This window comes from Bacteroidota bacterium, from assembly GCA_040388375.1.
GTDB lineage: Bacteria > Bacteroidota > Bacteroidia > UKL13-3 > UKL13-3 > JAAFJM01.
Map to the genome: position 1 here is coordinate 285,807 of JAZKBU010000003.1, position 21,139 is coordinate 306,945.

The 21,139-nt window shown below is 35.7% G+C and carries 15 protein-coding genes; 8 read left to right on the forward strand and 7 right to left on the reverse strand.

All coding sequences use genetic code 11. The annotated features are described in order from the left end of the window. Positions 1–95: 95 nt before the first annotated feature. Both recA and V4538_04240 read right to left on the reverse strand, forming a co-directional pair. On the reverse strand, positions 96–1,118 hold the full coding sequence (gene recA, locus V4538_04235) for a recombinase RecA (protein MES2380224.1): 1,023 nt from the start codon (positions 1,116–1,118) through the stop codon (positions 96–98). Between the two features lie 112 nt (positions 1,119–1,230). Then, the gene (locus tag V4538_04240; protein ID MES2380225.1) at positions 1,231–2,493 is read right to left on the reverse strand and encodes a type IX secretion system plug protein domain-containing protein; all 1,263 of its coding nucleotides are present in this window, start codon (positions 2,491–2,493) and stop codon (positions 1,231–1,233) included. A 117-nt stretch (positions 2,494–2,610) separates the two neighbouring features. Between V4538_04240 and V4538_04245 the strand changes: the two genes are divergently transcribed. Continuing rightward, positions 2,611–3,216 (forward strand): hypothetical protein, encoded by a 606-nt coding sequence (locus tag V4538_04245; protein ID MES2380226.1) that lies wholly within the window; start codon positions 2,611–2,613, stop codon positions 3,214–3,216. Positions 3,217–3,289: 73 nt separating this feature from the next. Here V4538_04245 and V4538_04250 read toward each other — a convergent pair whose 3' ends face one another. From V4538_04250 to V4538_04260, 3 genes are all read right to left on the reverse strand, one after another. Then, positions 3,290–4,894 carry a S8 family serine peptidase gene (locus V4538_04250; GenBank protein ID MES2380227.1) on the reverse strand — a complete coding sequence of 535 codons (1,605 nt, stop codon included), beginning with the start codon at positions 4,892–4,894 and terminating at the stop codon, positions 3,290–3,292. A gap of 164 nt (positions 4,895–5,058) precedes the next feature. Next, the gene (locus V4538_04255; GenBank protein MES2380228.1) at positions 5,059–5,619 is read right to left on the reverse strand and encodes a fasciclin domain-containing protein; all 561 of its coding nucleotides are present in this window, start codon (positions 5,617–5,619) and stop codon (positions 5,059–5,061) included. Positions 5,620–5,735: 116 nt separating this feature from the next. Continuing rightward, positions 5,736–5,963 carry a hypothetical protein gene (locus V4538_04260; GenBank protein MES2380229.1) on the reverse strand — a complete coding sequence of 76 codons (228 nt, stop codon included), beginning with the start codon at positions 5,961–5,963 and terminating at the stop codon, positions 5,736–5,738. A gap of 158 nt (positions 5,964–6,121) precedes the next feature. Between V4538_04260 and ruvA the strand changes: the two genes are divergently transcribed. The 5 genes from ruvA to V4538_04285 all read left to right on the forward strand — a co-directional run bounded on the left by ruvA (position 6,122) and on the right by V4538_04285 (position 16,206). After that, positions 6,122–6,709: a Holliday junction branch migration protein RuvA gene (gene ruvA, locus V4538_04265; protein MES2380230.1), complete on the forward strand. Its 588-nt coding sequence runs from the start codon at positions 6,122–6,124 to the stop codon at positions 6,707–6,709. Between the two features lie 156 nt (positions 6,710–6,865). Further along, positions 6,866–14,068, forward strand: a complete 7,203-nt coding sequence (gene sprA / locus V4538_04270) for a cell surface protein SprA (GenBank protein ID MES2380231.1) — start codon at positions 6,866–6,868, stop codon at positions 14,066–14,068. Between the two features lie 93 nt (positions 14,069–14,161). Further along, positions 14,162–14,620, forward strand: coding sequence for a MarR family transcriptional regulator (locus V4538_04275; GenBank protein MES2380232.1), 459 nt, complete (start codon positions 14,162–14,164; stop codon positions 14,618–14,620). Between the two features lie 22 nt (positions 14,621–14,642). Beyond that, on the forward strand, positions 14,643–15,257 hold the full coding sequence (locus V4538_04280) for a YceI family protein (protein ID MES2380233.1): 615 nt from the start codon (positions 14,643–14,645) through the stop codon (positions 15,255–15,257). A 160-nt stretch (positions 15,258–15,417) separates the two neighbouring features. Beyond that, positions 15,418–16,206, forward strand: coding sequence for a choice-of-anchor V domain-containing protein (locus V4538_04285; protein ID MES2380234.1), 789 nt, complete (start codon positions 15,418–15,420; stop codon positions 16,204–16,206). A gap of 38 nt (positions 16,207–16,244) precedes the next feature. On the opposite strand, the gene V4538_04290 is transcribed toward V4538_04285, so the two are convergent. After that, positions 16,245–17,006 carry a DUF3108 domain-containing protein gene (locus V4538_04290; protein ID MES2380235.1) on the reverse strand — a complete coding sequence of 254 codons (762 nt, stop codon included), beginning with the start codon at positions 17,004–17,006 and terminating at the stop codon, positions 16,245–16,247. A 157-nt stretch (positions 17,007–17,163) separates the two neighbouring features. Here V4538_04290 and purL point away from each other — a divergent pair, with 157 nt between their 5' ends. Both purL and V4538_04300 read left to right on the forward strand, forming a co-directional pair. Next, positions 17,164–19,410, forward strand: a complete 2,247-nt coding sequence (purL, locus tag V4538_04295; GenBank protein ID MES2380236.1) for a phosphoribosylformylglycinamidine synthase subunit PurL — start codon at positions 17,164–17,166, stop codon at positions 19,408–19,410. Positions 19,411–19,459: 49 nt separating this feature from the next. After that, complete coding sequence (locus V4538_04300; protein ID MES2380237.1) at positions 19,460–20,101, forward strand: hypothetical protein; 642 nt, start codon at positions 19,460–19,462, stop codon at positions 20,099–20,101. On the opposite strand, the gene V4538_04305 is transcribed toward V4538_04300, so the two are convergent. After that, complete coding sequence (locus V4538_04305; GenBank protein ID MES2380238.1) at positions 20,098–21,126, reverse strand: DUF6268 family outer membrane beta-barrel protein; 1,029 nt, start codon at positions 21,124–21,126, stop codon at positions 20,098–20,100. The genes V4538_04300 and V4538_04305 overlap by 4 nt on opposite strands. Positions 21,127–21,139 lie beyond the last annotated feature (13 nt).

Consider the following 21,139-nt stretch of genomic DNA (forward strand, 5'->3'; position numbering starts at 1 on the left):
ACACAATAAAAATTAATATTATTTAAACAAAAAAGCCAACGCTTTATAAAGTGTTGGCCTTTTTATTTGAATTTTAATGTGTTAAATAGTTATTTCTATTCTGGTTCTACCTTAATTTTAACACTACCTGAATTGGCTCTTTCAATAATTTGTTTTTCAATTTCAGCGGTTAATTCAGGGTTGTCGGTTAATATTTGTTTAACCGCATCACGCCCTTGGCCTAATTTTGTCTCGTTATAGCTAAACCACGACCCTGCTTTTTTGATAATTTCAAAATCAACACCAAGATCAATAGTTTCGCCTAAACGACTAATACCTTCTCCATAAATAATGTCGAACTCAACTGTACGGAAAGGAGGAGCTAATTTATTTTTGGCTACTTTTACTCTTGTTCTGTTACCAATAATTTCAACACCCTCTTTTAATTGGCCTATTCTACGGATATCTAAACGTACTGAAGCATAAAATTTAAGTGCATTACCACCGGTAGTTGTTTCCGGGTTACCAAACATAACACCAATTTTTTCGCGTAATTGGTTAATGAAAATACAAACGCAACCTGTTTTATTAATGGTACCGGTTAACTTACGTAATGCCTGACTCATTAATCTGGCTTGTAAACCCATTTTGCTTTCACCCATTTCGCCTTCTATTTCGGCTTTTGGAACCAATGCAGCTACCGAGTCAATTACAATAATATCAATAGCACCTGAGCGGATTAATGCATCGGCAATTTCTAATGCTTGTTCTCCGTCATCGGGTTGCGATATAATTAAATTGTCAACGTCAATGCCTAATTTTTCTGCGTATGTTTTGTCAAATGCATGTTCTGCATCAACAAAAGCAGCAATACCGCCTTTTTTTTGTGCTTCGGCAATGGCGTGCATACTTAATGTAGTTTTACCTGACGATTCTGGTCCGTATATTTCTATAATTCTACCAACTGGTAATCCGCCAACACCTAAAGCAATATCTAAACTTAACGAGCCTGTTGAAATGGCTTCGCTGGCAACAACTAATTTATCGCTCATGCGCATTACGGTTCCTTTTCCGTACTGCTTATCAAGCTTATCCATAGTAAGCTGAAGTGCTTTTATTTTTTCTTTATTATCACTCATAATATTCTTTATTTTCTATTTCAAAAGTAATTGAGGCTTTTGTATGGCTATTAAATATTTATAAACATTTTTAAATTGAAACAATTGTATGTGAAAGTCAAAAGTTTAAAATTTAACGCAACGTATTAAATAGATAGGAACCTATTAATTCGTCATAATTGAATTGCAGGTTATGGTTGTAAACATAAATCATGTATTCATTTTCGGTATTGGCATAGTTGCCTTCAAAATCTGACTCGTCAGGTAAATTGGTTTCCGGATTTAATAATGCGTATGCATATTCATATCGGCCTTGTTTTAATGACACATCCAAATCGTACCGCATTCGGTTGGCATTGTATGTCATTTTAAATTCCGGTTTTAGTTTCCAGTCAGTAAACTCGCCAAAAACATATACATCGGTATTAGGGGGCAATATGGCTGTAGCACTTAGTTGAAATTGCATGAGAGCATAATCACCATCTAAGTCGGCATTAGTACCTTCTTTGTTATCAACAATGCGTTTTCCATTATAATCTAAATATTGTGAGTATTGTTTGCTGCTTCTTGGTTCATCAATGTTTAAAAGGCATTTATACACGGAGTCAAAATATTTGGTGCGCACGTTTACGCTATATTGCCTGAGGTTACGGGTATCAAAAAAACGGAATTCATTGCCTCCACTAAATAACGTTCTATCTAAATAATTAAAATCTAATTTACCATTGCTGGCAAATAAAGGCGGTACTCCCCGCAAAGCATTATCCCAACGGTTATTTTGAAGCACTACTACTTTTATATCTTGTAAAGGATTGGGTATAATGGCAGCATTGTATTCAACAGTGAAATTAAGTTCTTGTTTTGTAAACCGATATTCGGCTAAGGATGCTGGTTTTGCGGTAGCTGCAATTTTTGTCTGGTTGTTTAGTATCATGAACCGTCTTGTTAATACTACTTTTTCTTCATCAAAGTTGCGGTACACTTTTATAATATAATTACCGGCTAGCATGGGTTTCATATTGTCGTTTGGTAAACGCAAATTGTAGTGCACATACTTAACATAGGTATTGGTTGAAAACTTAAAGTCGTTTATGTTATCAAAGGTCATCCCTTTTATATATAAACTTTGTGCCATAGGGGTGGGTTGCCAATTAGCATCGCAATGAATTAAGGTGTATTGAAAGTACTCGTTGTTGTTGCCAATTATATCAAAACTTAATTTTAATTGCTGATTGCTGTTGAGTAATAATATCGGGTAACGGTCGTCAGTTCCATCAATAAGTAGCTGAACTGTTTTAATGTTTTTATCGTAAGTGGCATTATCGTATACAATCTGTGCGGAACATATATGTAGCTTTACTAAACAAAAAATAATTATTAAATATTTTAAATTCATTCATTCAAATAAACGGAAAAATTAACAGAATTAGTTGGCTATCCTTGGTTAAATTATTATTTGGTTATGGAGTAAATGTTTTATTATTAATTACAATTCAATTAATTTGCCTTACTTATGAAAAGAATTAAATTATTTACTTCGTTGTTTGTTATTGTTTTATTGAATAAGGCAATGGCTCAATCAAAAAATGACTATGGTACAGTGAGTAAACCCCCAGCATTTTATATTGGTGTTGGTTCAGGCTTAAATAATAACTGTGGTTTAGTTGGACTTAAACTGGGTGTTAGATTAAGTGATAAATTATTATTGGATGCATCGGCAGGTGTTGGAAGCTGGGGCAATAAAGTTGGTTTAGGCCTTGTGTTTAATGCAATTAATACCAATGCATGGTGCCCGGTTATTAGTATTTCAAGGGCAACGGGAATTAATGAGCTACCTTTAAAGATGGAAGTGCAAAATATGTATGGAATGGGTACTGTTGAGGTGAATATGAGGTATAATCCTGCTACTTTGTTTAACATATCTGTGCAACGCCAATGGATAAGAAAAAAAGGTAACAGGCTTGTTTTTGAAATGGGTTATTCTATTTTAATTGATGGTGCCAGTTATGAGTTATTGGATAACAGGTATACGCTAACAAGCAGAAGTAAAAATGTAATGAATGTGTTAAAACCAGGAGGCTTAATGCTTGGTTTCTCTTATAATTTTGGTGTCCATTAAGAGCATTATTTGTATTTTATGTATAAAAAAAGCCGATTGAATTTCAATCGGCTTTTTTGGTATTGAAGCAATATTAATTGTATGATTTGTAGCCTCTGCTTAAAGCTAAATTCACAGCATTGTATAAATTAACTACGCCACCGGTTTTAGATATTTCGCTCAATTTGGTTTTTGTTTGGCTACCTGGTATATATACTTTCTTTTTATATACAATGGCTGACTCTAAAATTAGTTCCTTGGTTTGTTGAGCGGTTAAATCAGGGAAGTAAGAACGTAACACAGCAGCTACGCCTGCAACCACCGGAGCGGCCATACTTGTTCCGTTAAAGCTTTCGTATTTGTTTTCGGGTACAGATGAATATATATCAAAACCAGGAGCAAAAACATCAACAGTGTTTTTACCATAGTTACTAAAGCTTGCTGTTAAATCTTTTTTGTTTTTCCATGTATTGGCACCTACCTCAATCCAGTTTGATGCTTTGTCGGTACCATATTCGTATCTGGCTGTAGGGAAATTTCCAACTGTATCAATATTATTATGGTCGTTACCAGCAGCGTGTACCAATAATACATCTTTACTAACCGCATATCTTACGGCTTCATCTACTTCGTGTTTGTTAGGTGAAAGAGATTTGCCAAAACTCATGTTAATTATTTTTGCACCATTATCAGTAGCGTAACGGATGGCGTTGGCAATATCTTTATCGCGTTCATCTCCGTCAGGTACTACACGTAACACCATAATTCTAACATTATCTGCTACTCCGTTCATACCTACACTGTTGTTTCTTATTGCAGCTATAATACCGGCCACATGTGTTCCATGGTCGCCTTTAGGCCCGCTCACTCTATTATTGCCGTAATATTTTTCATTTACATTGTCGTAATTATCACCCACCAATTGTCTAGTATTTAACTCTTGGTTTAAATGGGTTTCTAGCTGGTTGTTAAAATAGCTGTATGCTCCGTCCAGTTCAGCCAGCAAACTTTTTATAGGTAGTTTTTGTTTAATAGCATTGGTTACATTGATAACAGCCAGATTATCTATATTGCTTTTTACAGGATAAGTTTTTAATTCGTCTAGGGTAATATCTTCCTTGTTAAAATAGGTTACTATGCTTCTAATGCCTTCTCCAATTTTTTTATAAATGGTGGCATTTCTTTGGGCTTCGTTTAATTTTTTTAAGTATAAAGCCTCTGCTTTTTTATATAAATCAAATTCTGTTTTTTCTACATTGCTTACCAGTTCACCTCGTGTGGTATTGGCAAATTTTTTATTGTACTTGGCGTAAACACGGGTAATTTCCATATTGTCTTGTACTACATTGCTGTCTTTACCCCCAATAAAGTTCCAACCATTTACATCGTCAATATAACCATTATGGTCATCATCAATTCCATTATTGGCAACTTCTTTTGGGTTTACCCAAATAACATCTTTTAAGTCTTCGTGGCTTACATCAGTTCCTCCATCAATAACGGCAACAATAACTGTTTTTGATTTACGTCCTTTTAATAATTCGTTGTATGTTCTATCTGTACTTACGCCATAAACTTTATTGGCTTTGGGATCTAAATTAAACCAGTTGTCAGGTGCTTTTTTCTGTGCATTTGTTTGTAGAAACAAAATGCTGCCTAATAAAATTAAAGCTAATTTTTTGTGTATAGTATTAATCATTTTCAAATAAATTGGGAAGCGGAATTACTTAATAAAATAGGCAATTACAAAATCAATATTGATAAAGGGCTTAAATTGGGGATTTTAAAAATAAAAAAGCCACCTGCTAATAACTGGCAGATGACTTAATTAACTAAAACTATTTATAAAAAAATTGAAGGAAATTACATTTTAGGAGTAACTACTGCATCTATTACATGTATTACACCGTTTGACTGGTACACATCGTAGATAGAGATGTTTGAAACGTTTCCGTTTTCATCTTTTATTACAATGTTTTTATCGCCATTCATCATAGCATATAAAGTACCACCACTTACTGTTTTTAAAGTAGCTACACCATTACCGGCTTTTATTCTTTTCATTAATTCTTTCGAATCAATTTTACCGGCTACTACGTGGTAAGTTAATATTTTAGTTAAGGTAGCTTTGTTTTCCGGTTTTACTAAATTTTCTACTGTTCCGGCAGGAAGTTTTGCAAAGGCAGCATTTGTTGGGGCAAATACGGTAAAAGGACCACTGCCTTGAAGTGTTTCAACTAAGTTAGCGGCTTTAACTGCAGCTACAAGTGTAGTATGGTCTTTAGAGTTTACTGCATTTTCTACAATATTTTTTCTAGGATACATGGCTTCTCCACCAACTGTTACGGTACTTTGAGCACTTACATTTACCTGGCTCATTACAAAAATTCCTAATGCAATGGCAATTGTTTTAATTGTTTTCATGTGATTTGTTTTTAAGGTTGTTTGTAGCCATTTACGGTGAAAGAATAACTATGGATTTTAAATAGTTATTTTTTTTGTAAATGCGCTGTTTGAAAACACGTTAAAAAACAAATGGTTTAACAACCACAGCCTTTTAGTTTTTTTATTTCGCCTTTTTCATTGATGAGTTCGGCAGGTTTTTGCTTTTCATTGTATATGATGGTCCATTTTAATTTTCCATCTTTCCATCTTTCTTTTTTTGTTAGGCGCCCTTTCTCTGAATAATAATACCAAAACCCGGTATGTTCATTATTTTTTATTTTACCTTTTACCTTTATAACTCCGTTGGTATAATATTCTTTCACTTTTTCCGTTCTAGTCTGACTAATTGTAATAAGAAAACTGAAACAAAAAAGAATTATAATGAAAAAGTGGCTGATTTTTAAGGACATATATTGTTTTAATTACTTAACAAATTTAAAAACATTTTATATTTTAGCACCCTTATTGTAAAAATTAAATAGTGATATCTCATATAAAAGGTAAGATTAGTGAAAAAACGCCCGCTTTTGTTGTTATAGATTGCAACGGTGTTGGGTATGGTGTTCAAATTTCACTGCATACTTACGAACAAATTAGTGCATTAACGGAAGTAAAACTTTTAACTCATTTGAGTATAAAAGAAGATGCACATACGCTTTATGGTTTTGCCGATGATGAAGAAAAACAGCTTTTCTTACAACTGATTTCAGTAAACGGGGTCGGAACCAATACTGCCCGCATGATATTATCATCGCTTAAACCTGCAGAAATTAGACACGCCATAGGTACTGGTAACTGGACTTTATTAAAATCAATAAAAGGAATTGGGCCTAAAACAGCCCAGCGACTGGTGGTTGATTTGCAAGATAAAGTTAAAATGATCAATTTAAATCAACCTCAAAATACTGCTCAGGGAGTAACAAACTCAATTGTTGCAGAAGCACTGGGAGCTTTGGTCTCGCTTGGTTTTACAAAAGCTGATGCTGAAAAAGTATTGGTTAAAGTAAGGCAAACCAATCCCGATTTTAGTGTGGAGCAACTCATCAAACAAGCTTTAAAACAATTATAAACTTTTAGCAAAGTATTTAGTTATTGAAGCATTTTGGAAGTAACAAAATTTACATATATCAATTTTAAAAAAAGCCTATGTCAAAAATCTACATTGTTAAGTAGAAAATTTAAATTTAGTTTATACAACATAAGTCTGTTTGCTGTGTTAAGCAGTATGGCTTTTGCTATGGTGTCAACCACAAGTGCTCGTCCTGCGCGTTTGCGAAGGGATTTTATTTTATTACCTCCTGATAGCACTAACAAAAAAGACACTACCACTAAGAAATTACCTTTTCCGCTTAAGGATAAAAAACCTTGGGAAACAACCAGAAAAACCAATCCATTTGATTTAAACGATCCACCAAATATTAAAAGCAAGTATGAGTTAGATCCTCAAAAAAACCAGTATAATTATTCTTCAAAAATTGGAAACTATAATTACGGTTTACCTGCCAGTGAAACATTTAGTGAGCGTTTAAAAAACGAAAACAAAAAATCCAATAAGCAGTATTTTAAACAAAGATCGCAAGCCAATAATTTTGCAAAAGGAAGTAGCATAGTTCCGCCTATTCAAATACCAAGCAAGGCTTTTGATAAAATATTTGGAAGTTCTGTTATTGATATAAGACCAAGAGGAACAGCTGAACTTATATTTTCTTATAACGGAAATGAAGTGCGTAATCCTGCTTTCTCTTTACGCCAACAAAGTACCTCTCAGTTTGATTTTAAACAAAAAATACAGTTGAATGTTGCAGGTTCGGTTGGTGATAAGGTAAAGGTAAACATGAATTACGATACCGAAGCCACTTTTGAGTTTGAGAATCAAATGAAATTGGATTATTCGGGTAAGGAAGACGATATTATTAAGAAAATAGAATTGGGTAATGTTGGCTTGCCTTTAAGTTCAAGCTTAATACAAGGTAGCCAGAGTTTGTTTGGGGTTAAAACAACCATGCAGTTTGGCCGCTTAACCGCTACAGCCGTTGTTTCACAACAAAGAGGGCGCAGTACTGAAACGGAATTGCAAGGCGGTGCCACCAGTACTAAATTCGATATTCAATCAAGTAATTATGATATGAACCGCCATTTCTTTTTGGCGCAATATTTTTATCAAACGTATGATAATGCGGTAAGTAATTTACCCATTATTAATAGTAATGTAGTGATTACCCGTGTGGAGGTTTGGGTAACCAATAGAACAGGAGCTTTTGATAACTCGCGCGATGTTGTTGGTTTTTCTGATTTGAGTGAGGCCAGTCATCGTATTAATCAATTATGGCAGGTAAACAGCAGCCCTTTTGATACGGCATTGAGTAATAAAGTAAATGGTTTGTGGGGTTATTTAAATGGTAGGGGTAATGCACCTGTGGCAGAAGGACCAATTACTAATCCAGATGTAAAAGCCAAGTTGAGTTCTTCAAAAAATGTATTGAACCAATTAGTGGCAGATGAAGCTGTAACAGGTCTTAAGCCATTGAACCAATATATGTTGGTTAATTACGCTCGCCAGTTAAACCCTAACGAGTATACATTTAATAACAGACTCGGATTTATTTCCTTGAACCAGGCATTGAACAATGATGATGTGTTAATGGTGGCTTTTGAAGGAAGCATAAATGGCAGGCCATTTAAAGTAGGAGAGTTTAGTGCTGATAAAGCACCTAATCCTGATGACCCGAATGTGTTGTTTTTGAAAATGATAAAAGGGCCATCGCAACGTCCGGATTTACCCATGTGGAAGTTAATGATGAAAAACGTTTATTCATTAGGTTCGTTTGGTATACAACCTACTAACTTCAGGTTAAACTTAGTGTATGCTGATGATCCATCGGGAGCGGATTTAAATTATTTACCTGTAAAAAATGAGCCTTTATTGAATGATCAGGCCTTATTAAATGTGTTCAATTTAGATAAGTTAAATCTTCAGCAGGAAAGAGTTTCGGATGGTGTTTTTGATTTTATTGAAGGCGTAACAGTATTGTCTCAAACGGGTAGAATTATTTTACCATCAGTAGAACCATTTGGAAAATATCTAAAGTCAAAGTTTATTAATAATCCAACCTTGGCCGATTATTATTGTTATTCGGCCTTATACGATAGTACCAAGTTTGCAGCTATTCAATTGCCTCAGTTTGATAAATTCTTTTTAAGAGGAAGTTTTCAAGGTTCTTCCAATAACGAAATTTCAGTAGGGTCAACCAATTTACAGCCGGGTTCGGTAAGAGTAACTGCCAATGGCGCACCATTAACAGAAAACGTAGATTACACAGTTGATTATAGTTTAGGCAGGGTTAGAATTGTAAATACAGCGTTGTTAAATTCTAATGCTACCATTAAAGTTTCAACAGAAGGAAATAGTTTGTTTAATGTGCAGCAGCGTACCCTAGTAGGAGCTCGTTTGGATTATAAAGTGCATAAGGATTTTTTACTGGGATCGACTTTTATTTACATGAATGAAAAGCCTTTAACACGAATAGTAAATGTGGGAGAGGAGCCTATTTCAAATTTAGTAGTTGGCTTGGACGGAACATACAGACGCAACTCAAGGTTTTTAACAAAAATGGTCGATAAATTACCATTTATTGAAACCAAAGAACCTTCTACTTTCTCCGTAACGGGCGAGTATGCACACCTGATACCGGGTATAAACAGCGCACTTAGCCAAGGTGGCACAGGTTATATTGATAACTTTGAAAATGCTGAAATTCCATTTGATTTAAAATCACAAAGCTCATGGTTTTTAGCAAGTACTCCGCAAGGGCAGCCGGATATGTTTCCGGAAGGGAATACTTTAAACTCATTGGAAAATGGATACAAGAGAGCAAAAATTGCGTGGTATACTATTGCTACAAATTTCCATAACTCCAACGATCCTTATATGCCACAACATATAAAGGACAATCCGGGTGTTATTTCAAAACACAATGTACGACAAGTTATTGTACAGGATATTTTTGCGGCTAAACAAATTCAACCAGGTTTGCCAAATACTTTACCAACCTTAGACTTATCTTTTTATCCAAGTGAAAGAGGGCCGTTTAATTATAACGTAAACAATTTACAGGCGGATGGAAGGTTAGGTAATCCAACAGGTAACTGGGGTGGTATTATGAGAAGGATTGATCAGAATGACTTTGAACAATCTAATATTGACTATATAGAAATATGGATGCAAAATCCGTATGAAGACAATCCGGCCAGTACGGATAAAGGAGAGTTGTATATTAACATAGGAAACGTAAGTGAGGATATATTACGTGATAACAGAAGAATGGCTGAGAATGGTTTGGCTAAAGAAGCTGATAGTTTATCCATAGCCCAATCAACAGATACGACTGTATGGGGAAGAGTACCGCATAACCAGGTTATTAATTATGCTTTTGATGCCGATGCCGGGGTTCGCCAAAGACAGGATGTGGGTTTGGATGGTTTGGACGATAATGCAGAAAGAGAGTTTTTTAAAACCAGTTATTTGGGTGCAATAGCTCAAAAGTTTGGCCCTACTTCTACTGCTTATAACTTAGCTAATGAAGATCCATCTGCCGATAACTACCATTACTTTTTGGGAGGTGATTATGACCAAGGTAACTTAGATGTATTGCAGCGTTATAAAAAGTATAATATGTCACAAGGAAACTCGCCAATTGTTGGTCAGGGTCCTGAGTCATACCCCACGGCAGCTTCCAACCAACCCGATGTAGAAGATATAAACAGAGATTTTACTACGAATGATATTGAAGCTTATTTCCAGTATAAAATAGATATATCGAAAGAGAAATTTGTAATCGGGCAAAACTATGTGACGGACAGTGTAAGAAATGTTGTTTCGTTTGCCAATCAAAATACGGCTCCTGAAACATGGTACCAATTGAAAATTCCGGTAAGGGAATTTCAGCGCCAGGTGGGTGATATTACCGATTTTAAATCAGTACGTTTTATGCGTATGTTTATGAGAGGTTTTAAAGACAGTACCGTATTGCGTTTTGCCTATTTGCAATTGGTAAGAGCGGATTGGCGTAAATATACCAATAACTTGGAAACAGGTGGCGAGCATAAACCTGTTGATCCAACTGATAATACCCAATTTGTAGTATCAACAGTTAATATTGAAAAAAACGGTAGCAGAACACCCGTACCTTATACCACACCCCCTGGCATTGACAGGCAGATAGATTTCAGCTCCCCACAAAACATTCAACAAAATGAGCAATCGCTTTCTTTATTGGTATGTAATTTAAAAGATGGTGATGCGAGAGCTGCATTTAAAACAGCCAACGTTGATATGCGTCAGTACGGTAAATTACGCATGTTTGTGCATGCTGAAAGTGCGCAAGCTAAGAATGGTGATTTACGTGCATTTATTCGTTTAGGAACAGATTTAATAAATAACTATTACGAGTACGAAATACCATTAAACTTAACATCATTATCAGGAACCTCGAACAAAAGTGAAGTTTGGGCTAATGAAATGGTTATTAACTTAGAAGATTTAGTAGAAGCTAAGATAGCACGTAACAATGCCAATTGGGCTTTTACATTACCTTATTCTGTACAAAAAGGAAATGGAAGAATAAGCGTAGTAGGTATGCCTGACTTTAGCCAGGCCCGTGTTTTAATGGTGGGTATTCGTAATCCTAAGCGTGAGTCGGGTAGTACAATCGATAATGGTTTACCTTTATGTGGTGAGGTTTGGTTTAATGAGTTGCGTATGACTGAATTTAATACCAGAGGTGGTTGGGCTGCAAATGGTAGAATGCAGGCTAAGTTAGCCGATTTAGGAACCGTTCAGTTAGCAGGAAGTATTGTTACCAATGGTTGGGGTGGTGTAGATAAAAAATTGCAGCAACGTGCTATGGATGATACTTACCAATATGATTTAACAACACAGTTTGAGTTGGGTAAATTTTTCCCGGTAAAATCAGGTTTATCTATTCCATTCTTCTTTTCATACGGTAATACTTTAATCAGACCATTATACAATCCATTAAATCCCGATACCAAATTACAAAAGGAGTTAGATGAAACAACCAATCCAACAAGGCGGGAACAAGTATCGCGGGCTGCAGATGATTACACCACAAGGCGGAGTTATAATTTTACCAATGTCAGGAAAAACAGGGTAGGCAGTAAAAAAGCCTATCCTTGGGATGTAGAAAATTTATCGGCTACTTATTCATTTAGCGAAACCTTTAGGCGAAACCAACAGTACGAAAGTTATTTGTTACAGATTTATCAAACCATACTTGGGTATAATTATACTTTTGTGAACAAGCCCGTAGAACCATTTGCCAAAGTTGTAAAATCAAAACATTTGGCACTGATAAAGGATATAAACTTTAACTATTTGCCATCTAACTGGGGAGCAAGGGTACAAGTAGACAGGCGTTATGGTGAAACCATTAACAGAACCAATGACAATACTGGTTCATTACTTATGCCTGCTTTTTACGATAAGTTATTTACCATGCGCAGAACGTATGATTTAGGCTGGCAATTTACCAAGAGCATTCGGATAGATTACAATGCGATAGCTGATGCCAGAATTGATGAACCCAATGGAAGAATAGATGGTTCAACACCTAATAAAACAGATAGTATTTATAATAATTTTTGGAAAGGAGGGCGTTTAACGCAATACGACCAAACAATCAGAGCCAATTATAATGTACCAATAGCTAAGTTACCGTTTTTAGATTTTATCAATCAATCAAGTTATACATACGCAGTTACTTATCAGTGGAAACAAGCACCACCTGCTGCTGATAGTTTGGGTAACACTATTCAAAACTCGCGTCAGCAACAATTTAATTTAGGAGCTAATGTTACTACACTGTACAATAAGTTTAAGTTTTTGCGCGATATAAATACACCACAGCAAGCCAGTAAACCTAAACCGGCAGCTAAGCCTAAACCAAAAAATAAAAACAATAAGAAAGACAATAAAGGTAAAAAAGTGGTAGAGGAAGAAACGCCTGAAGAGGAAGAGGAGGAAGCCAAGAAAATGCCAGCCGCGGCTACTGCTGCCTTCAAGTTCTTAATGGCTATCAAAAATATTTCAGGTTCATACAGTTTAACAGAGGGAACCATTATGCCGGGCTTTAAGCCCAAGCCAAACTATTTTGGACAAAACAATGATTTAAATGCTCCCGGATATGGATTTATATTGGGAGACCAGGATCCTAACTTTAGGTTCGAAGCAGCTAAAAATGGTTGGTTGGGTACGGATCCTAGAATGAATAATGCTTATGGGCAAAACATTCAGGAGCGTATAAATGGAAGAATTACCTTGGAACCTTTTGAGGATTTTAGGGTAGAGCTAAGTGTAGAAAAGTCAACCCAGAATAATATTACTTCTATATTCCGTTACGATGAATTTGATGTTACCGGAAAACCATTTAAAGATTTTGGCTACCAGGAAACGGGAAGCTATAGTATTAGTTACGGAACTTGGAGCACTGCTTTTACCAGTGACAATGCACAAGGAATATCGTCCGTATTTACCCAGTTTGAAAACAACAGACTTGAAATATCCAATCGTTTAGCTGCCGAAAAAAATGGGGGAACTACCACAGGATTAGCACGCGATGATAATGGTTATGTGATTGGTTACAGCCGCTATAGCCAAGATGTATTAATACCTGCTTTTTTAGCTGCATACAGTGGCAATAGTGCAAGTAGTATAGCATTGACTCCTTTCCCTAAATTGCCTATTCCAAACTGGCGTATTAACTACAATGGATTATCGAAATTATCGTTTGTTAAAAAATGGGCTAATAATATAGCCTTAAGCCATAGCTACTCATCAACCTATACGGTTGGCAACTTTTTAACACCAACAGCTTTAGAAAGAGATACCGCTGCAGGTGAAACCGATGTGCCTTCAAAGTATATTATACGTGGTGTAAGTATAAGTGAGCGATTTGCTCCGTTAATAGGTGTAGAGATTACTTTGATTAACAATATAACAACATCAGTTAAGTATAATAAAGATAGAATGTTGAATCTGGCCTTAGGTTCACGTCAGCTGAATGAACAAATAGGCGAAGAGTTTACGTTTGGTTTTGGTTACAGGACTAAAAAATTGAAAATTCCACTGGGACGCTCACGCCAGATTGTATTGGAAAACGATGTTAATTTCAGGATTGATTTCTCCATACGCGAGAATGAAACAAAAATTAGAAACTTAGATAGAATAAGCAATGAACCGGTTTTAGGGCAAACTATTTATAGTTTCAGACCGAGTGTTGACTACCAGATAAATGAAAAATTAATGCTTCGTATTTTTTACGACAGACGACAAACCAATCCATCTACCTCCAACCAATTTCCAACCATTATTTCAAGCGGTGGCTTTAGTTTACGCTACACTATCCAATAATTAATCAACTGATTTAAAGTAAATTAATAGTATGAAGAATAAATTATTAGGAAATTACATGTATATACATATAATTTTGTGCCGTTGAATTGAATGAAACTAGAAGACGAAATAAAACAAAAGAAATTCAGGAGTAAGCAGCAAAAAGCTATGTTGAATATTATTGTAACGGCCAGTTATATCAATACTATACAAGGTAAACTTTTAAAGCCTTATAATTTAACACCCCAACAGTACAATGTAATGCGTATTTTAAGGGGGCAAAATGGAAATCCTGTAAGTATAAGTTTAATACAAGACAGGATGTTGGATAAACAATCTAATGCATCAAGATTGATTGATAAATTAGAAGCAAAACAATTGGTTCATCGTTTTGTTTGTCCAAATGACAGGCGACAAATGGATATCTCCATTACGCAATCAGGACTTGATTTGCTTTTAGAAATTGATCAAAAGTTAATTGATTCAGAAGGGAGCATTACCTTATCTGATGATGAAGCAGATATTATAAATAATATTTTAGATAGAATAAGACAAAACGAAACAACATAAACATAAACTAAAAATAAATAAAATGAAAAAGTTAATCATCGCTGCAGTAGCAGCAATCTCAATGGCAGCTGTGGCCTTTAAACCGGCAACAACAACTTCAACTTCTTACAAAGTAAGTGCTGAAAAATCAACATTTAACTGGCATGCTAAAAAAGTAACCGGTGAGCACATGGGTTTAGTGAAATTTGCAACTGGAACTATTGAAGCTAACGGAACTACTTTAATAGGTGGAAACTTTGATGTTGACATGACTTCTATTTCTTGTACTGATTTAACCGGTGAGTGGAATGAAAAATTGATTGGACATTTAAAATCAGCTGATTTTTTTGCAGTTGATAATTTCAAAACAGCTAATCTTAAAATTAAAACAGCTACAGCTATTAAAGGTGCTAAAGCAGGTGCTGATAACTACAATGTAGTAGCTGATTTAACTATTAAAGGTATTACTAAAGAAGTTGCTTTCCCTGCTATGGTAGTAATTAAAAAAACAGGTGAAGTAGTTGCAAACGCTAGCTTTGATATTGACAGAACAGCATACGATATTAAGTATGGTTCAAAAAGCTTTTTTGAAGGTATTGGCGACAAAGCAATTGACGATAAGTTCAACGTTAAAATTAGAGTAGTAGCTACAAAATAATTGATAGCTTATTAATGGTGAAAGCCCGGCTTTATATAAAGTCGGGCTTTCTATTTTAATTTAACTGTTTTATAATGTACATGTCATATTATGCTGGTTGCCGGCAATAGGTATGTATGATTATGAACTTTTTTTACAATATTGGCAGCAAATTTTAAAAATGAAAAAAATATATACCTTAATCTCCCTTATTTCTATCACATTTTTTTTAAGTACGCAGGTTATCTCCAATCCTACAGGAGCACCTGCTGGTTATTCAGGCTCACCTGCGGATGGACAAACTTGTGGCAGTTGTCATGGCGTAGCTACTACCGAGGCAAGCAATGTATTAACCAGTAATGTACCGGGTACAGGTTACGTACCAGGCCAAACGTATACTATTACCGTTACCATTGCTGGCACTACAGCCCGTAAAGGTTTTCAAGTATCGCCACAAAATGCCGATGGACAAATAGTAGGCAGTCTGGCTGCCGGTTCAGGTTCCAGATTATTGAGTGCAAAGTATATTACACATTCAGCAGCTAAAACCAGCACATCTTCAGTATGGACGTTTTTATGGACTGCACCCGTTGCCGGAACTGGCGATGTAAACTTATATGGTGCTTTTGTAAATGGTTATAATAATGTAAGTAAACAGACTTTAACTGTTCATGAACAAACGTCAACCAATATAGCAGGTGTTGCTAATAATAGCTTGTTCAATGTATTTCCCAATCCAGCTAAAAATGTATTCCAGGTTGATTTAAACTTAACGAAAGCTGATGTGGTAACTATGCAGTTAATGAGTATAGATGGAAAAACAAATCAAATGGTTTTTGAGCAAGTGTTAAAAGCAGGTCAGCATCAATTAGCCATTGACATTAATGATAATAAATACCCAGCAGGTGTTTATTATTTACAAATAAACACAAACAATCAATTGCAGTATAAAAAACTCATTATTGAATAATGTATAAACATAAAAAAAGAGGCACGTGGCCTCTTTTTTTATTTTATTTTCGATGTTAGTGGATTCCGTAGTCCACTCATTTCTTCCAAATCTACCTTTATACTTCCTACAAAAATATCGCTTTCTACTCTTATAGGTATTTTGTTTTCATCGTCAGTAACCCACAAGGTTAATGCATCGTTGTCTTTAAAAACACGGCCTTCAATTAATTGAGGTTTTACTTTTATGGTTTTAAAGGTACCCATATCTGTTTTTAAAGTTTCTCTGCTCACAAATTTAAAGCGCAACTCATACGTTTTACCATCCATATAAAACGGAACAGGAAATACATCACCGGGTTTTGCTGCACCCATATCCATGCTACGGGCATAGTATATTGCGCTAATAATATCCTGGGTATTGGTTACAATCTCTGTTTTGCCCCTACGTCCGGTTGCAGTTTTGGCTGTATGGTCAAATAAAATAAAATCGCTGTCAGTATATTTTCCTTCTTTAATTTTTTTAGTGGCTTTTAAAGGCACCAAAGCTTCCTGGTCAATATAACTTTCAAATTCATCTTTTACTTTAAACATCATATCAACCAAGCCGGCTGATTTGCCATGCACTTTAACATAATAAGTATTTCTGTTATTTACCACTTGGGGGGCAGCATCTATACTAAAGTACGCTTTACCACCGTCCAGAGGTCCGTAATGAACGCGGTACGTTAATTTTTCGCCATAGGTAAATGCATTATTCACTTTTTTTATTTTTGATAATACATCGTCTAACTCTGACTGTGGTACTTGGTTCTGTGGCATAAATGAACACAGAAATATTAGAGAAATAAAACTAAGGCGTTTCATGGTTGGTTGTTTAATAAAACTTGCTTTTGCAAATAATAGGCCAAAAATAATGAAATTAGGTTTTGGATAGGTTAAATTATTGAACAAATTTGCAAACTATTTTTAGCACAACATGAATCAATCAATTCCAAATGGCAATTTAGCCACGCTTGAACAAGCAAAACAGTTGGGTTTAAGACCAGAAGAGTTTGAAAAAATCAAAGAAATTCTAGGACGTACTCCAACTTTTACCGAAATGAGTATATACTCTGTAATGTGGAGTGAGCATTGTTCATATAAAAACTCAATTGTTTGGTTAAAAACATTGCCAAAAGAAGGCGAAAAAATGTTGGCTAAAGCAGGCGAAGAAAATGCGGGATTAATAGATATTGGGGATGGTTTAGCTTGTTGTTTTAAAATAGAAAGCCATAATCATCCAAGTGCTATTGAGCCTTACCAAGGCGCTGCAACTGGTGTTGGTGGTATTAACCGCGATATTTTCTCCATGGGAGCACGCCCTATTGCGCAATTAAACTCGTTGCGTTTTGGAAACATTGACAATGAAAGAACCAAATGGCTGGTTCGCGGTGTAGTAAAAGGAATTGGTAATTATGGAAATGCTTTTGGTATTCCAACAGTGGGTGGCGAAGTGTATTTTGACGATTGTTACCAGATAAACCCATTGGTAAATGCCATGAGTGTGGGTATAGCCAAAGTAGGAAAAACAGTTTCGGCTATTGCTGAAGGTATTGGCAATCCGGTTTATATATTTGGTTCAGCTACGGGTAAAGATGGTATTCATGGAGCTGCATTTGCCAGTAAAGATATTACAGAAGATTCAGCCAAGGATTTACCTTCGGTACAAGTAGGAGATCCTTTCTGGGAGAAATTAATTTTAGAAGCCAGCATGGAACTTTTAGAAACCGATGCCATAGTTGGTATGCAAGATATGGGTGCAGCAGGTATTACTTGTTCAACCAGCGAAATGAGCGCTAAAAGTGGAACAGGTATGAAAGTGTGGTTGGATAAAGTACCTATGCGCCAGGAGGGAATGAAAGATTGGGAAATTCTTTTATCAGAAAGCCAGGAGCGTATGTTGGTGATTGTGAAAAAAGGAATGGAAGCGCAAGTGGAAAATGTATTGCGTAAATGGGATTTAACCTACAATATTATAGGTGAAGTAACCGATTCAGGCCGTGTTCAATATTATATGAATGATGAATTACGTGCTGATATTCCCGGAGAAAGTTTAGTATTAGGTGGTGGTGCTCCTGTGTACCACAGAGAATATACCGAGCCAAAATATTTTGCAGAGATTGCAAAATTTGATTTAAACAAAGTAGCAGATTGCAGCATAGAACAAGCTGTTGATATAGCTAAATTTTTAGCAGCTCATCCAAATATAGCTTCTAAAAAATGGGTTTATAACCAATATGACAGCATGGTTGGAACCATTAACCAAACTACCAATGCACCAAGCGATGCATCGGTTGTAAAAGTAAAAGGTACCGATAAATCAATTGCTATGACGGTAGATTGTAACAGCCGTTTTGTTTGGGCTGATCCTTTTGTTGGTGGACAAATTGCGGTAGCCGAAGCAGCACGTAATTTGGTTTGCAGCGGTGCTGAGCCAGCAGCTATAACCAATTGCTTAAACTTTGGAAATCCATATAACCCGGAAGTATATTACCAATTTGTATATGCTATAAAAGGAATGGGCGAAGCTTGTATAAAGTTTGATACGCCTGTAACGGGTGGAAACGTAAGTTTTTATAACCAAAGCAGCGATAACGATGCGGTGTTTCCAACCCCAACCATTGGAATGGTGGGTTTAATAGGTGGTAACAAAGCACACATGACCATGGATTTTAAAAATGCAGGTGATACTGTTTATTTATTAGGTAGCAGTAAAAACGATATTGGTTCATCTCATTACTTAGCACATTATAAAAAAGAACAATACTCTCCGGCACCATACTTTAACTTAGATGAAGAACACCAATTACACAAAGCTGTTTTAGGTTTAATCAATGGCAATCATATTGAGTCAGCTCACGATGTAAGTGAAGGTGGTTTATTTATTACTTTGTTAGAAAGTGCCATGAACAGAGGTTTAAGTTTCGATGTTTCGACTCCGCTCAACACGACAGCCATTAGAAATGATGCATTTTTGTTTGGTGAAGCACAAGGCAGGGTAGTTGTTTCAGTAAAAGAAAGCAATTGCGCACAGGTAGAAAGTTTCTTGAAAGGTTTGAATATGCCTTTTGAAAAACTAGGAACAGTAACCGATAATAACATTCAGGTAAATGGAATTGATTTTGGTAAAGCTGCCGATTTTGCTACTATTTACAATACTGCGTTAGAAAACAAACTGAAATAGATTTAATTGAGCAATGACAATACTTGGTTATTGTCATTGCTTTATACAAATGCAAAAACACTACCTATCAGTTAGCAAAACTGCCCGTTATTTTACCCAAGGTACTTTAACGGATAGCACAAAATATATCTGGATAGTTATACATGGTTATGCGCAAACAGCCGAAGCTTTTCTAAACAGTTTTGAAAGTTTAGGCGATGAACATTTTGTAATAGCTCCCGAAGGTTTAAATAGATTTTACTCCCGTGGTTTTAGCGGCAGCCCTGTAGCCAGTTGGATGACCAGTTTAGAACGTGAGCATGAAATAGCCGATTACACCCATTATTTAAATACGCTGGTTGAGGCATTACAACTAACCTCGTTTACCAAAGCCAAACATATTGTTTTAGGTTTTAGCCAAGGTGTATCAACCCAAACACGTTTTATTAACCAAAGTAATTACCCAATTGATTATGCGGTAATGATTGCAGGCGAAATTGGGAAGGAGTTTCAGGAAGTATTGCCTCCAAAACTAGCTACCCAGAAAAGTTTGTATTTGGTGGGCGACCAAGAACAAATTATTAAACCTGAGAAAATTGAAGCACACCAGTTATTGTTTGCAAATGCCAATTGCGTATTTAAAACCTTTGAAGGTAAGCACGAGGTGAATGAAAATGCAGTAGCAGTCATAGTGGCTAATCTGGAAAGCTAAAAATCCATCCATGAATCGTTTATTTCATCATTGATGGCGGGGTCTTCGCTATCTACAGACTCCAGCTTGTTATCCTTATTTTTTCTATGTTTTACCTGTCCGACAGGAATTATAAAACTAATGCGTGCAAACAATGTATTGGTGCCACTAAACTCAAAATTGTTTAATATATTGTTATTGTCTTCTTCGGTAAACCGAACGTTTTGATTGGCATTAATACCTAGTTGCCCAATAATGGAACATTTATTACCGATGTATTTCAGGTCAGTTGAAATTTGAAACGACCTTCTGCGCATAACCAGCACTCTGTTAATGGTGTCAATGTTTAATTTGTTTTGAAAACGGTTGTAACCACCAAAACTTCTGCTGCTAAAACCATAAAACAAGTTTTGGTATTTGGTACTGTGCTTATAGTTTATATTAAGTGGTAGCGTAAAGTTTAAAATAGATTTTTTGTTAATCTGCCACCTGGCCCCTAACAAGGGTAACACACGTGGGTCGCCAAAAACATAGCTTAAAGCAATACCCACTCTATACGAAAATTTTGGATTTACTTTTCTGGTGTAAATAAAAGCGCCTGCGTATTTTAAATAGGCATTGGGTAAAGTATATTCATCTTCATTGGCCATAGCTGTTGCCGCACCAATAAAAGTATTTTTAGGCGAGGTATGAAAAATACCTAATAAGCCTAAACTTAAGTTTATAAAATTTCTGGTAAACTGGTCTTTACCAAAATCGGCATGTGCCAGTTGTAAACCCGGTATTATACTAACTTGACTAAATGTAAGGTTGTTATCTATCAGGTTAAATTTAGAGAATAGATTGTGTTTGTAACTGATACCAGCTTGTCGGTAATCAAAACGATAAGCGCTGTTGTTGAGTAGGGAATCGTTGCTTCTTAATTTACTTTGGCCATTCACAAAGCCATTTACACTGATAAAATTGCCTAATTGGTTCCTGTTTTGCCCAAAAGTATGTAAAGTGCCAAAACCAGCAACTAGGGTAAATAAAAATGCCTTATTCAATACAAGTTTGAAT

Excerpts from the sequence above, each read along its gene's own strand:
- recA (MES2380224.1), bottom strand. The coding sequence starts at position 1,118 with ATGAGTGATAATAAAGAAAAAATAAAAGCACTTCAGCTTACTATGGAT.
- V4538_04240 (MES2380225.1), bottom strand. The coding sequence starts at position 2,493 with ATGAATTTAAAATATTTAATAATTATTTTTTGTTTAGTAAAGCTACAT.
- V4538_04245 (MES2380226.1), top strand. The coding sequence starts at position 2,611 with ATGAAAAGAATTAAATTATTTACTTCGTTGTTTGTTATTGTTTTATTG.
- V4538_04250 (MES2380227.1), bottom strand. The coding sequence starts at position 4,894 with ATGATTAATACTATACACAAAAAATTAGCTTTAATTTTATTAGGCAGC.
- V4538_04255 (MES2380228.1), bottom strand. The coding sequence starts at position 5,619 with ATGAAAACAATTAAAACAATTGCCATTGCATTAGGAATTTTTGTAATG.
- sprA (MES2380231.1), top strand. The coding sequence starts at position 6,866 with ATGGCTTTTGCTATGGTGTCAACCACAAGTGCTCGTCCTGCGCGTTTG.
- V4538_04275 (MES2380232.1), top strand. The coding sequence starts at position 14,162 with ATGAAACTAGAAGACGAAATAAAACAAAAGAAATTCAGGAGTAAGCAG.
- V4538_04280 (MES2380233.1), top strand. The coding sequence starts at position 14,643 with ATGAAAAAGTTAATCATCGCTGCAGTAGCAGCAATCTCAATGGCAGCT.
- V4538_04285 (MES2380234.1), top strand. The coding sequence starts at position 15,418 with ATGAAAAAAATATATACCTTAATCTCCCTTATTTCTATCACATTTTTT.
- V4538_04290 (MES2380235.1), bottom strand. The coding sequence starts at position 17,006 with ATGCCACAGAACCAAGTACCACAGTCAGAGTTAGACGATGTATTATCA.
- purL (MES2380236.1), top strand. The coding sequence starts at position 17,164 with ATGAATCAATCAATTCCAAATGGCAATTTAGCCACGCTTGAACAAGCA.
- V4538_04300 (MES2380237.1), top strand. The coding sequence starts at position 19,460 with ATGCAAAAACACTACCTATCAGTTAGCAAAACTGCCCGTTATTTTACC.